The 13,420-nt window shown below is 50.7% G+C and carries 9 protein-coding genes; 6 read left to right on the top strand and 3 right to left on the bottom strand.

The genetic code is table 11. From position 1 onward, the window contains the following. Positions 1-862 precede the first annotated feature (862 nt). Both DWB84_RS00370 and pomA read right to left on the bottom strand, forming a co-directional pair. On the bottom strand, positions 863-1,852 hold the full coding sequence (locus tag DWB84_RS00370) for a flagellar motor protein MotB (RefSeq protein ID WP_187407786.1): 990 nt from the start codon (positions 1,850-1,852) through the stop codon (positions 863-865). Between the two features lie 10 nt (positions 1,853-1,862). Continuing rightward, positions 1,863-2,621: a flagellar motor protein PomA gene (gene pomA, locus DWB84_RS00365; protein WP_187408886.1), complete on the bottom strand. Its 759-nt coding sequence runs from the start codon at positions 2,619-2,621 to the stop codon at positions 1,863-1,865. A 174-nt stretch (positions 2,622-2,795) separates the two neighbouring features. On the opposite strand from pomA, the gene DWB84_RS00360 reads away from it, so the two are divergent. From DWB84_RS00360 to DWB84_RS00335, 6 genes are all read left to right on the top strand, one after another. Beyond that, positions 2,796-3,050, top strand: a complete 255-nt coding sequence (locus DWB84_RS00360; protein ID WP_187407785.1) for an exodeoxyribonuclease VII small subunit — start codon at positions 2,796-2,798, stop codon at positions 3,048-3,050. Then, positions 3,040-3,933, top strand: a complete 894-nt coding sequence (locus DWB84_RS00355) for a polyprenyl synthetase family protein (RefSeq protein ID WP_187407784.1) — start codon at positions 3,040-3,042, stop codon at positions 3,931-3,933. The genes DWB84_RS00360 and DWB84_RS00355 overlap by 11 nt, the downstream gene beginning before the upstream one ends. Before the next feature lie 718 nt (positions 3,934-4,651). Next, complete coding sequence (locus DWB84_RS00350) at positions 4,652-6,574, top strand: PrkA family serine protein kinase (RefSeq protein ID WP_187407783.1); 1,923 nt, start codon at positions 4,652-4,654, stop codon at positions 6,572-6,574. 18 nt (positions 6,575-6,592) lie between these two features. After that, positions 6,593-7,864 (top strand): YeaH/YhbH family protein, encoded by a 1,272-nt coding sequence (locus tag DWB84_RS00345; RefSeq protein WP_187407782.1) that lies wholly within the window; start codon positions 6,593-6,595, stop codon positions 7,862-7,864. Beyond that, positions 7,865-9,382, top strand: coding sequence for a SpoVR family protein (locus DWB84_RS00340; protein WP_187407781.1), 1,518 nt, complete (start codon positions 7,865-7,867; stop codon positions 9,380-9,382). It abuts the gene before it with no gap. 69 nt (positions 9,383-9,451) lie between these two features. Continuing rightward, positions 9,452-10,867: a deoxyribodipyrimidine photo-lyase gene (locus DWB84_RS00335; protein ID WP_187407780.1), complete on the top strand. Its 1,416-nt coding sequence runs from the start codon at positions 9,452-9,454 to the stop codon at positions 10,865-10,867. Here DWB84_RS00335 and DWB84_RS00330 read toward each other — a convergent pair. Beyond that, positions 10,845-13,388 carry a response regulator gene (locus tag DWB84_RS00330; protein ID WP_187407779.1) on the bottom strand — a complete coding sequence of 848 codons (2,544 nt, stop codon included), beginning with the start codon at positions 13,386-13,388 and terminating at the stop codon, positions 10,845-10,847. The genes DWB84_RS00335 and DWB84_RS00330 overlap by 23 nt on opposite strands. Positions 13,389-13,420 lie beyond the last annotated feature (32 nt).

Below are 13,420 nucleotides of genomic sequence, written 5' to 3'. Positions count from 1 at the left end.
TCGGTATTGAATGCATCGACCTCGCGGTTTTATTTTGGCGCATCATCGCCAACTGTCTGCTTGCAATGTTGAAGACGAATCTCCTCTATTACGGATTAGCAGGGACTTAATTTTAATAGTACCCGGAACCTTTGAAGAGTCAAGGCGCAATCCATAATTTTTGGAATTAAGAAAAGGCCATCACAACAGAAAAGTTTGTTAATGCACTTTATAACTACTGCAAAAATTTTAATGAAATAAAGGATTTAGCAGAAATGATGCAGAGCAAAATAGAAATGAATAACGGAACGAAAAAAGGCGGACCACTACCTGGTCCGCCTTTCGGATATGGTTTCTCTGTCCTCCCTCCCTGACAGCTCCCAGTCCGTAACTCAGTCATCCTGACTAAAATTCCAAGTTCAATGTCCTTCTATAACAGTCTTTCAGTCCCTTTCCCTGGCTCGTCCTCGAGCGATTTCCTTTACTTGTTCATCCCTGTAAAAGTCCATTTGTTACAACTCACCTCATCCTGTGGTGCAGTACATCCATGACTTTTCCGAACCGTCCATGAACATCCTTATAAAGACACATCCTGCGGCGCGCTTCCATTCTGAGTCCGTTCGCAATTCCTTGCTTTCCTTTCCCATTCGAGCGTCCCGAAAAACACCGTGACGATAGTTTTACCATCACGGCGAACTCTCACAGGATTCGCCCCAGCCCTGCGGCTATGCCTAATCCCTCTTCCGTGGCAAAGTCCCAATGCGTCCTTACGAGTGCTCATTTTAGTGATTTATGCAACAACGCCCAGTCGACACCAGCATCAGGTTTTGTCAGACATTGACTACAAAACACCGCCTGCAGTGGCCGACAAGAGGCTTGGCTTCTAGAAGATTTCGTGGGGGTTGAGCTCAAACAGATACTTCGGCGCTATATCGAGTTCGCGCAGGATGTCCTGCCCGTCTTGCGTCTGTAGAAGTGCCTTGTCTTCAGCGCTCAATTCTTCTGCCAATCCCTGCTCGATCACGATCTCCACACGGCGATTACGCGCGCGGTTTTCCGCTGAGGTATTCGGTACCAATGGCTGCGTATCCGCCTTGCCAGACACTTCAAAACGGCTGGGAGACACTACACCACCCTTCATCAATTCATGGGCTACTGACACAGCTCGAGCGGCAGATAAGTCCCAGTTGGAGCGAAAGCGTATCGTGTTAATCGGTACATTATCCGAATGTCCTTGCACTATGACGCGCCCCGGCTTGAGCGCTATCACAGACCGTATCTCTTCCATCACATCGCGATAGGCAGGTGCCAAATCTGCCGAACCGGAATTAAACGAACCCTTCTCCCGGATTCGAATAATGATTTTGCGCCCCTGCGTTTCGACCTCGACAGAGCCGTCTTCGATTTGCTCTTTTAAAGCCGCCGCCAAGTCGTAGGCATCCTTTTCGGTTTCCTTAACAAGCTCTTCAAGTCGCTGTTTTACGCGTAACTTCGCTCCAGCATCCAGGCCTTCTTCTCCCTGCTCGATATCAAACTCTCTATCACACTGCACGTCCAGCGACATTTCATGGACATTCTTCGTGCTCTGCCAGATTTCGTTGATGGGGGTCGGCTCCGGCCGTCCGGGGCTGAATTCTTGCGCAATGATGCTCGTTCCTTTGGGAATATCTTCCACATTAAATTCCGCTTGGACGCCAAAGGCCTGCGACATGGAACCTGCTAGGCGCCGGAATTTCATGGCGTCCATCTCAGAAAATGACAGCAAGAGAACGAAAAAACACATCAACAGGGACATAAGGTCAGCGAAGGTCGCTAACCAGGCCGGTGCGCCGGGGGGACATTTACAGCCGGAATCTTCATCGTCGTCGACCATGACTCAACCTCTATGTCCCGATCACATCACGCTTTCCTTCGGGCAGATAGTTGCGCAATGTCGAATCAATAATGCGTGGGTTTTGACCGCTCTGGATTGCCAGGAGCGCGTCAATGACAAGGCTTTTCACCAGGGCTTCTTCCGCCGCCCGCAACTTAAGTTTGTCGGCGATGGGCCCGGCGATGCAGTTGGCGATCAAGGCTCCGTACAAGGTCGTCAGTAAGGCCACCGCCATAGCAGGCCCAATGGCTTTGGGGTCATCCATATTGGCTAACATGGCAACAAGACCAATCAGGGTTCCGATCATCCCCATCGCCGGAGCCACCTCCGCCATGGCGGAGAACAGCGAAGCTCCGCGAGCGTGGCGCTCGATGGTCTGGTTCCGGTCCTTGGTGAGCATGGTCTTCACTACATCAGAGTCATGACCGTCCACGAGTAGCTGAATGCCTCTTTTAATAAAGGCATTGCTCACTTCTTTGTCTTCGAGGGAAAGCAGACCACCTTTTCTGGCTTCATCTGCCAGAGCCACCAGTTCGCTGATCAGGTCTTCGGGGTCTGGGTTTTTTACCACGAAACTTTTGGCGGCCACTTTGCCCGCGCTCAGAAACTGCCCCAACCCGAATTTGGCCATTACCGCAAACATTGATCCGCCGATGACAATCACCACCGACGGGCCGTCGACAAACATACCGAGTTCGCCGCTCATCAACATGGCGACCACGATCAGGGCAAGGGAGCCCACCACCCCCACCAGGGTTGCTAAATCCACCATATACCTCGCACTTTCGTTAGGCCGGATTGGCCAACTCTGAAAATCTTTTGACGAACTAAGTCTAGCCGGGGATTTTCCAGCCAGCGTCGAAACTACGGGCATTGCTTCAATTGACCACCTCCAAGCCGTCCGGTAGTGTTGCGCCTCAACTCGACACCGGCGGAGCAATCTATGGCAGCCAAAAAGAAAGCGTTCGACTTTGAGCGGGCCTTAGGCGAATTGGAGCAAGTGGTTACTGCGATGGAAGCCGGCAATATGCCGCTGGAAGAATCACTCAAGGCGTTTGAAAAAGGCGTCCGGCTGACGCGCGAGTGCCAACAAGCCCTTCAAGAAGCAGAACAGAAGGTGGAAGTTCTCTTGAAATCAGACGAGGGAATCGAAACCAAACCGTTCGTTGATACAGAAGATGACACCTATGACGCCTGAGCTGAAACAGTTCATCACCACCTACAGTCGCCGGGTCAACCAATTATTAGAACGAGCTTTGCCAGCGCGCATCCCCGGTGGGGAGAGGCTGCTTGATGCTATGTCCTACAGTTTATTGGGCGCCGGAAAACGCGTGCGTCCAATCCTTGTTTACGCCAGCGCGGAGGCGGTTAATGGCGACATGCAGGCAGCGTTGGTGGACGCCTGCGCCTGCGCCGTGGAATGTATGCACGCTTACAGTCTTATCCACGATGACCTTCCCGCTATGGACGATGACGATCTGCGTCGCGGGGAACCGACCTGTCATATCGCTTTCGATGAAGCCACCGCTATCTTGGCTGGTGATGCCCTACAGTGCCTCGCCTTCGAAACCTTGCTCAACGTTGACGCACCAGCCTCTCAAGTGGTTGCCGTAGCTCGCGAACTGGGCCGTGCCTCCGGCGCCACCGGCATGGTGGTTGGCCAGGCGATTGATCTAGGCGCAGTTGATACGTCTCCCAGCATGGACCTGCTCGAACAGATGCATGTACATAAAACCGGGGCGCTTATCGAAGCTGCGGTCATCATGGGCGCGGTGGCCTCAGGCATTGAAGAGAGAAAAACCCTGCGCGCCTTGCGAACATTCGCCAAAGCCGTCGGTCTGTCGTTCCAAGTACAAGACGATATTTTGGATGTTACTTCCGACACCGCTTCCCTGGGTAAACGCACTGGCGCGGACCAGGAACGCAACAAACCTACCTACGTAAGCCTGCTCGGTCTCGATGAAGCCAAAAGGAAAGCACAACAATTGCACGAGGAGGCAATAGACGCCCTGGCTGGTTTCGGTTCAAAAGCCGGCATTCTGCGCGACCTCTCTGCCTATATAGTCCAACGCAGCGCCTAATTTACGTTAGGTCTTGCGGTGCCTGTGGCGAAACAGGCACCAGCTGTCCAAAATCGGGCATCTTGTTCAATTCATCGAACCCGAAAGCGCACCAAATTGGGGCAATGAACTTCAACTTTGGCCCACTCTCTTTTAGCGCTTTCTGCGCCCCCATTGCATAACAAAAGAAGCCGATCCCGCGCGATTTTCCCCATCAGACGCTGTCGAATTTCAGGCATAACAAATTATTTGCATCTAACGCGACCTGGTTTTAATAACAAGTAATTTTAAACTTGGAGATGCAGGAAAAGCGGCTTTTGTCGTCAAACGAAAATGTCTGCTATGAAATTAATTAAAGTTTGGCTTGGATCTTGAATTACTTTGGGAGAGAAGTGCGTTTGACAGCCAAAACGCTCTTTTGTTGTCAGGAAAAAGAGTTCGTTTTTTTCTTGGCGGACGACAGAAATATCGGGTTAAATACCTAAAGAAGGATCATCAGTAATGTGTCGCCAAGTTCATGGCACTTCGACGAAACATCACTTTATCTGGAACCCAGTAATTCATTTTTTTGTCGAAACGAGGCAAATTTTTTTCCAAATTGCCGAACGCCGCGAATCCATAAGGTCTATGCTTATCCAAGGGGATTGAAACGCGGGAACATGTCCGTCGCCACATACTTACATTCAAAACCTCGGCACCCCCGCGGGTTATGAATCACGCCGTTTGAGGAGGACCATTTATGACGATCTTCAACCACTATCGCAACCGATTTGCTGCGACCCAACAGGAAGAGCTGACCATCCAGGAATATCTGGATTTATGTAAATCAGACCCCTCCGTATATGCCACCGCAGCAGAACGCATGTTGCTCGCGATAGGGGAACCCGAACTCGTCGATACATCCCGCGATTCGCGCCTTAGCCGAATTTTTTCCAACAAGATCATCAAACGTTACAAAGCGTTCGAAGATTTTTACGGGATGGAAGAATCCATCGAACAAATCGTTTCCTTCTTCCGCCACGCTGCACAAGGCTTGGAGGAGAAAAAACAAATTCTCTACTTATTGGGTCCTGTCGGCGGCGGTAAATCCTCGCTTGCAGAAAAACTCAAAAGCCTGATGGAAAAACAACCAATCTACTGCATCAAAGGATCGCCCGTTTTTGAATCACCCCTCGGACTTTTTGACCCCGAAGAAGACGGCGCCATCTTGGAAGAGGATTACGGTATTCCAAGACGATATGTCAAAACCATCATGTCACCTTGGGCGGTAAAACGTCTGCATGAATACGGTGGCGATATCAGTCAATTTAAAGTCATCAAGGTTTATCCTTCGATCCTGAATCAAATCGCCATTTCCAAAACCGAACCGGGCGACGAAAACAACCAAGATATTTCCTCTCTCGTCGGCAAAGTCGACATTCGTAAACTGGAAGACTTCCCCCAAAACGATCCCGATGCCTATAGCTTCTCCGGCGGTTTGTGCCGCGCCAACCAAGGCATCATGGAATTCGTGGAAATGTTCAAAGCGCCAATCAAAGTGCTCCACCCGCTTTTGACGGCAACCCAGGAAGGCAACTTCAACGGCACTGAAGGCCTCGGGGCGATTCCGTTTGAAGGCATTATTCTCGCGCACTCGAACGAATCCGAGTGGCAAGCCTTCAAAAACAACAAAAACAACGAAGCCTTTATCGACCGCGTTTACATCGTCAAAGTCCCTTACTGCTTGCGCGTGTCGGAAGAGATCAAAATCTACGAGAAACTGTTGCAACACAGCTCGCTGTCTGAAGCCCCTTGCGCTCCGGATACGCTGAAATTGCTGGCGCAGTTCTCCGTGTTGTCACGCTTGAAAGTGCCGGAAAACTCCAATTTGTTTTCCAAAATGCGCGTCTATGACGGCGAAAATCTGAAAGACACAGATCCCAAAGCCAAATCGCTGCAGGAATACAAAGACAGTGCGGGCGTCGACGAGGGCATGACCGGTTTGTCGACACGCTTTGCCTTCAAAATTCTGTCCAAGGTATTCAACTTCGATCCAACGGAAATTGCCGCCAACCCCGTGCATCTGCTGTACGTTCTCGAACAGCAGATCGAACAGGAGCAATTCCCGGAGGAAGTTGCGACACGTTATCTGGCCTTTATCAAAGAATTCCTCGCGCCGCGTTATGTCTCCTTCATCGGCAAAGAGATTCAAACGGCCTATCTGGAATCCTACGCCGAATACGGTCAGAACATTTTCGATCGCTATGTGACCTACGCGGACTTCTGGATACAGGATCAGGAATACCGCGACCCGGAAACGGGCGAAATTCTCGACCGCGGAGCCTTGAACGAAGAGTTGGAAAAAATCGAGAAGCCGGCGGGCATCAGCAATCCAAAAGATTTCCGCAACGAAATCGTCAACTTTGTCTTGCGTGCACGCGCCAACAACAACGGCAAAAACCCCTTGTGGAGCAGTTACGAGAAGTTGCGCACCGTCATCGAGAAGAAAATGTTCTCCAACACGGAAGAGCTGCTGCCGGTTATTTCCTTCAACACCAAATCGACGAAAGAAGATCAGAAGAAACACGAAGACTTCGTGGCTCGCATGGTACAACGCGGCTACACCGAGAAACAGGTGCGATTGCTGTCTGAATGGTATTTGAGAGTCCGTAAATCGCAATGACCTAATGAGGTGTCACGAGTGACCTATATTGTCGATCGCAGATTGAATTCAAAAAACAAAAGCACTGTAAATCGGCAACGGTTTTTGGAGCGCTATCGCCAGCACATCAAAAAAGCGGTGTCTGAAGCAATCGATAAACGCTCCATTACCGATATCCACAATGGAGAAAAAATCAGCATACCCGCCAAAGATATTGGGGAACCCATTTTTCATCATGGGCAAGGCGGGAAAAAAGTACGTGTTCTTCCTGGCAACAAGGAGTTTGTCACTGGCGATCAGATCAAACGGCCCGAAGGTGGCGGCGGCAGCGGTAATGGCAAAGGCGCTGGTAATTCGGGCGAAGGCATGGATGACTTCGTTTTTAATATCACCCAGGAAGAATTTCTCAATTTCATGTTTGAAGATCTGGCGCTGCCCAATTTGGTAAAGCGCCACCTCGCCGGCAATACCGAATACAAATTGCATCGCGCCGGCATTGCCAACGAAGGCACCCCAGGCAAAATCAATATTGTCCGCTCACTGCGCGCCGCCAATGCACGTCGTATCGCATTGACCGGCGGCAAACGTCGCAAGCTGAAAGAATTGGAAGAGGAAGAAGCGAAACTCTTAAATGCTTCCCATCCGGATGATTTGCTGCGCTTGAGCGAAATTCAGACGCAAATCGCCGAACTGCGCAAAAAAATTCAGCGTGTGCCCTGGCTGGATGATTTCGATCTCAAATACAACCTGCACGTCAAACACCCTGTACCGCGTTCACGCGCAGTGATGTTCTGCATCATGGACGTGTCCGGTTCGATGGATCAGGCGACCAAAGACATCGCAAAACGCTTTTTCCTGCTGCTCTATTTATTTTTGCAACGCAATTACGAGTATACGGAAGTCGTCTTTATTCGCCATCACACCAGCGCTAAAGAGGTGGATGAGCAGGAATTTTTCTACAGTCGTGAAACCGGCGGCACCATAGTTTCCAGCGCGCTTAAATTGACCGATGAAATCATCAGCGAGCGCTATCCTCCGGAACAATGGAATATTTACGCGGCCCAGGCGTCGGACGGCGATAACTGGAACGATGACTCCACGATTTGCTACAAGGTTTTGTCAGAACGCTTGATGCCCAAATTGCAGTATTTTTCCTATATCGAGATTACCGCCAGAGAACATCAAGCGCTCTGGACGGCTTATGAGAAAGTGCTCGAAGATTTCCCTCAAACCTTTGCCATGCGGCAACTTGTCAGCGCGAGCGATATTTTCCCGGTTTTCCGCCAGCTGTTCCAAAAAAAGGTGGCTTAAATGGCACGAGCACAAAATCCGATTTCGACCTCCTCAGAGTGGAGTTTCGAGTTGGTCCAGGCCTACGATCAAGCGATCGGCGAAATCGCCCGAGAATTTGGCCTGGATACCTATCCCAACCAGATCGAAATCATCAGCTCCGAGCAGATGATGGATGCCTACGCATCCGTGGGCATGCCCATTGGCTACAACCACTGGTCGTACGGCAAACAATTTCTCAACGTGCAGCAATCCTACAATCGCGGCCAGATGGGATTGGCCTACGAAATTGTAATCAACTCCAATCCCTGTATTGCGTATCTCATGGAAGAAAACACCATGATGATGCAGGCCTTGGTAATTGCCCACGCGTGCTATGGGCACAATTCCTTTTTTAAAGGCAATTATTTATTCCGCACCTGGACGGATGCATCGTCCATCATTGATTATCTCGTGTTCGCTAAACAGTACATTTCAGAGTGCGAGGAAAAATATGGTGTGGAAGCGGTGGAAGCGATTCTCGATTCCTGTCACGCCATCATGAATTACGGTGTCGACCGCTATAAACGCCCCTACCCTATTTCAACCCAGGAAGAACAGCTGCGCCAGAAAGAGCGCGAGGAATATTTGCAACGGCAAATCAACGATTTGTGGCGCACCATTCCTAACGACGATCACGATAAAAAGCAAAAGAAAAAAGTGCGCTTTCCTGAAGAACCTCAGGAAAACCTGCTGTATTTTATCGAGAAAAAAGCGCCCCTGCTCGAACCCTGGCAGCGCGAGATCGTGCGCATAGTGCGCAAAATTGCCCAGTATTTTTATCCGCAACGGCAAACCCAGGTAATGAACGAAGGCTGGGCGACGTTCTGGCATTACCATTTGATCAACACGCTGTATGATCGCGGTTTGGTTACCGATGGTTTTATGCTGGAATTTATGCAATCGCACACCAGCGTAATTTATCAGCCCTCTTACGACAGCCCTTATTACAACGGCATTAACCCCTACACTCTCGGCTTCAGCATTTATACGGATTTAAAACGCATTTGTGAAAATCCAACCGAGGAAGACAAGCGTTGGTTTCCTGAATTTGCCGGCAGTAATTGGGTGGAGACGTTGGATTTCGCCATGCGCAATTTCAAGGATGAAAGTTTCATTTTGCAATTCCTTTCTCCTAAGGTCATGCGCGATTTGAAACTGTTCTGCATCCTCGACGATGATAAAAACCCCACCATCGACGTAACGGCTATTCACGATGACGAGGGTTATAGAGCCGTTAGAGAGGCCTTGTCCGCCCAATACAACTTGGGCAACCGCGAACCCAATATTCAAATTTATGAAGTGGATGTGCGCGGTGATCGCTCCATTACGCTGCATCACCAGCAGTTCAATCGCCAACCGCTGGATGAAGAATCTGCACAGGAAGTTCTCAAGCACATCCACCGCTTGTGGGGCTTTGATGTGCATTTACATTCCGTGCGCGATAACGAAGTTGTTGAAAGCTTCCACTGCCCGTTACCTAAAAAAGAAGACCATTAAGGCTTATCCCACAGAACGCGTGAAAACAGTGTGTCATGCTCAAGTTTTTGAGATGACACACCTCGTTTTATGACCACCGCAATTTTTTGGTTCACGCTCGACCTTCGCTTGCAGGACAATCCAGGTCTCGCAGCAGCACTGCAGCAACACAAACAAGTCATTCCCCTTTTTATTCTTGACCACGATGACCCCTGGTTTTTCGGCAGTGCCAGTCAATGGTGGTTGCACCACAGCTTAAAAGCATTACAACAAACCATTGCCGCGCAAGGTGGAAAATTGCTTTTGCGGCATGGAAAAACAGCTGACATATTGCATGAACTCGCCAAACAAACCGGTTCTACCGCGATTTATTTCAGCCGCGCTTACGAACCTTGGCTAGCAACAAAACAACAGGAAATTTTTCACGCGTTTGACGCAGAAGGAATCCACTGCAAACGCTACAGTGGCAGACTATTACAGGAACCGGATTCGATACTGAATCAACAGGGCAAACCCTTTCAGGTATTTACGCCCTTTTATAAACACTGCTTGAAGCATCTGCATATCCCGGCCAATCCTCCACCAACTAAACCTAGCTGGTATAAACGATCTTTACAGAGCAAAAATCTGAGCGACTGGCACCTTCTGCCAACCAAACCCAACTGGGCAAAAGGATTTTCTCCCTGGCTACCCGGTGAAACCGGCGCGCAGCTGGCTTTACAGGATTTAGTCGACGACAAACTCGCACATTATTCAACTGGACGCGATTTCCCTGCGCAGGATGGCACTTCGAGATTGTCACCGCATCTGCATTTCGGCGAAATCAGTCCGCGCAAGGTCTGGCATGAACTCAGTCGATTTCGCACGACTGCGGAGCCTTTTTTACGGCAATTAATGTGGCGGGAATTCAGTTTTTATTTATTGCACCACTGGCCGCATATTACAGATAAGCCCTTTAAACCTGCTTTTGCAAATTTTCCTTGGAAAAAACAGCCGCGTTTTTTGGCGGCGTGGCAGAAGGGACTTACGGGTTATCCGATTATTGACGCTGGTATGCGCCAGTTGTGGAAGACCGGTTGGATGCACAATCGTGTGCGCATGATCGTCGCATCATTTCTGGTCAAACATTTGGGAATTCATTGGCGCGAAGGTGCGCGCTGGTTTTGGGAGACTTTGGTGGATGCGGATCTGGCGAATAATTCCGCTGGCTGGCAATGGGTGGCAGGTTGTGGCGCGGACGCGGCGCCCTATTTTCGGATTTTTAATCCCATTCTGCAGGGGCAGAAATTCGACCCCGCAGGCGATTATGTTCGCGCCTGGGTACCGGAACTTGCCAAACTGCCCGCGGCTTTTATTCATAAACCTTGGGCAGCGCCGGAATCCGTATTGATTGAGGCGGGCATCACTTTGGGTTATTCCTACCCGCATCCACTGGTTGACCATGACACTGCCCGACGCGAGGCACTGGAAGCTTACGCCACATTCAAACGGACGGGAGGTAGCTGACATCCAGGTAAGATTGCATAGCGCCGCGCAGGCGAATGATCTGTGCTTGCAGCTCTTCGACTTCTTCCTGGATCTGCTCACTTTCCGGTGTGCTCAGTTTCTGCTCCAGCTCGGCCAGAAACGCCGGCAGCGCCCGCGCCCCCAAATTCGCCGAGGATCCTTTCAGACTGTGAATCTGACGCGCGGCAAAGCCCCAATCCTTTCGCGCTATGGCTTGGACAATCTCCCGCTCCACGGCATCCAAGCCAGATAGAAAAGATTGCAGCAGTCCTACCATCCGCTCCTCTTTCTGTCGGACTAATCGATATAACGCCGACGGGTCCCACACCACAGAGGCGGAAATGGGCTCCGGCTTTTCCTCAATCCAATTCGGCTCATAACCCGGCAACAACCATTGGTTGAGTTTGCGCTGCAAAACTTCCAGCTGAATGGGCTTGCTGAGGTAACCGTTCATACCTGCGGCCAGACACTTTTCACGATCGCCCGCCATGGCGTTGGCCGTCATGGCGATAATCGTGACCGGCGGCAGATTGTATTGGGATTCTCGCTGGCGAATTTGTCGGGTCGCTTCATAGCCATCCATGACCGGCATCTGGCAATCCATCAGCACCAAGTGGTACGCCCGATTCTGCTCCCATGCGCGCGCAATCAATCCGACAGCTTCCAAGCCGTTACTCGCTATGTCGGCGCGGTAGCCGAGCGTTTCCAGGGCAATTTCCGCGACCTCCTGATTGGTGCGATTGTCTTCCACCAGCAACAAACGAACATCCGCATGCTCCACCCGGACGTTTTGATTATCAGGGCGACTGACGGACTCAGGTTGTACTGGTTTGCTACCCAATTGGCCCACCTCCAGAACTTCGCTCAAGGTGCGAAACAGACGCTGCGGCGCCACGGGTTTGTTCAACCAAGCACTGATTCCCAACGACTGCATTAATGCAGGATCCAACTCATGCAGATCCGAACTCAATAACACCAGCACCAGATTTGGGTTTTCTTCCTGCGCGCGGATTTTTTCAATCAGCATCAAACCATCCACTTTGGGCATCTGCAGGTCCACCAAAGCCATATCCACAGAAGGATGGCGCTTGAGCCACGCCAGCGCTCGCGCAGCGCTATCGGCCTCGGCTACCACAACACCTTGGTGTTCAAGCTGTTTGCGCAGTACCAATCGATTAGTGGCATTGTCGTCCACCACCAACACCTGCTTGCCCGCAAGTCGATAGGCGCTTTGTGGCGCCACCTCAGCTGTAGGCGATTCCGCCACTTCCAGTGGAAGTGAAAAGAAAAACCGACTTCCCGCTCCAGGCTCACTTTCAACGCCGATGTGTCCACCCATCAACTGACACAACTGTTTGCAGATGGCGAGTCCCAACCCCGTGCCACCGTACAGGCGCGTTGTCGAAGCGTCCGCCTGGGTAAAACTGGCAAACAGATCTTCCTGTCTTTCTTTGGCGATACCTATACCGGAATCCTTGACCGACCAGTGCAGCTCCGTCAGGGACTCATTTGGCTGCACCGCTACAACTATTTCGCCTCGATCAGTAAATTTGAGCGCATTGGCCACAAGATTATTGAGGATCTGGCGCAGACGAACCGGATCGGCTTTGATAAACGACGGCGTGGCTGGCGCCATATCCAAAATCAGTTCGAGCTGTTTTTCCTTCGCGGTAGCGGCAAATGCGGCAATAACTTCATTGACCATCTGTTCCAGATCAAATACCACAGGTTCAATTCGCAATTTCCCCGCTTCCATTTTGGAAAAATCGAGAATGTCGTTGATGATGGTGACCAGCGCATTTGCGCTCGAATGAGCGACCGTGAGATAGCGGCGGGTGTCATCGGCGAGATCGGTATTTAACGCTATATCCAACATACCGAGCACACCGTTCATAGGCGTGCGAATCTCGTGACTCATGTTGGCGAGAAAATAACTTTTTGCCTGCAGAGCTTCTTTTAATTCTCGATTTTGATCGCGCAGGCGATTGCGCAGCTTCACCAACGCACGGCACAACAGTGTCAAGGTCACCGCGCAAAAACTGAAGGTGAACCACTGCAAACCAATATCCCAGGAAAACGGCCCGGCAAAACCGAGTTGCGCGCGCACGCCATGAGCCAACAATATGCCGCCAATTACATATGCACACAGCACATTAAATTGGCGCTCGCTGGCACGAAAAACGCCAAACACTACAGTGATCAACACCAGCAGATAGAGCACCAAGTCCAAATTGGTCGATATCGCCAGCGCCCCCATAACGCAGGTGGTGGCCCAGTACATTTGCGGCAGGCTCAAACCTGGATCGTCAAACCGCTGATTAATGCCGCTGGCAACAACGAAAATAAAACCGGCATTGACCAACCAAAAAAACGCCAGCAACACCGCCAACGACAATCCGGAAAGCCAGACATAGGAATTGAAAAAGCCATGTATCAGGGCCAAGGTCAGCACAACACCGCCCGCTGCGGCCAGCAAAGTATTCGTCAGGCGTAATGCCTGCTGTCGCGCCACATCACTCACGCAAAAATGCCTTTTATTAATGAAAAATCCGG

The organism is Saccharophagus sp. K07 (assembly GCF_014336955.1).
In the GTDB taxonomy this organism is placed as follows: Bacteria; Pseudomonadota; Gammaproteobacteria; order Pseudomonadales; family Cellvibrionaceae; genus UBA5868.
Note: the sequence above shows the minus strand (reverse complement) of the source record. Positions and strands in the feature narration are given on the sequence as shown.